1 protein-coding gene is annotated in these 402 nt (G+C 54.7%); it reads right to left on the bottom strand.

The genetic code is table 11. From position 1 onward, the window contains the following. Positions 1 to 177: 177 nt before the first annotated feature. Positions 178 to 339 (bottom strand): hypothetical protein, encoded by a 162-nt coding sequence (locus EN808_RS36675; protein WP_189524247.1) that lies wholly within the window; start codon positions 337 to 339, stop codon positions 178 to 180. Positions 340 to 402 lie beyond the last annotated feature (63 nt).

Here is a 402-nt window from a genome sequence, read left to right on the forward strand (position 1 = left end):
AAAACGGTCGTTAGCTCCTTATGTTCCGAGAGGCGATCACTGGGTCTGGCGCGTCTCCATCACCCATGAACCTATGACTTGCGGAACGTTCTGTGAGCAAGGACATGGCTCAGGGCACATGCAAAAAATCGGCTTCCACCCTGCAAGATACCCAGAGGTTTCGGCGCGCGCCGGCGGTTACTTCTTATCGCCGTTTGGATTTGGTGCCGGAGCTTCGCGCACATCTCGCGGCGATGGATCGACATGCTCAAATGATGGTGCTTCCTTGTCGGGACGAGTCACAGGTGGCTTCCTCCGGTCGGGCTGCTTCGGTGGCGCATCTTTGATTTTGGTTGGCATGGAATTTCCTCCCGGATCGCCCCTCCAACTAGGCAATCCTTATTTTTAGTCTTTGTAGGACTT

Origin of the sequence: Mesorhizobium sp. M8A.F.Ca.ET.165.01.1.1, assembly GCF_004792065.1 — a bacterium.
Lineage (GTDB): Bacteria > Pseudomonadota > Alphaproteobacteria > Rhizobiales > Rhizobiaceae > Mesorhizobium.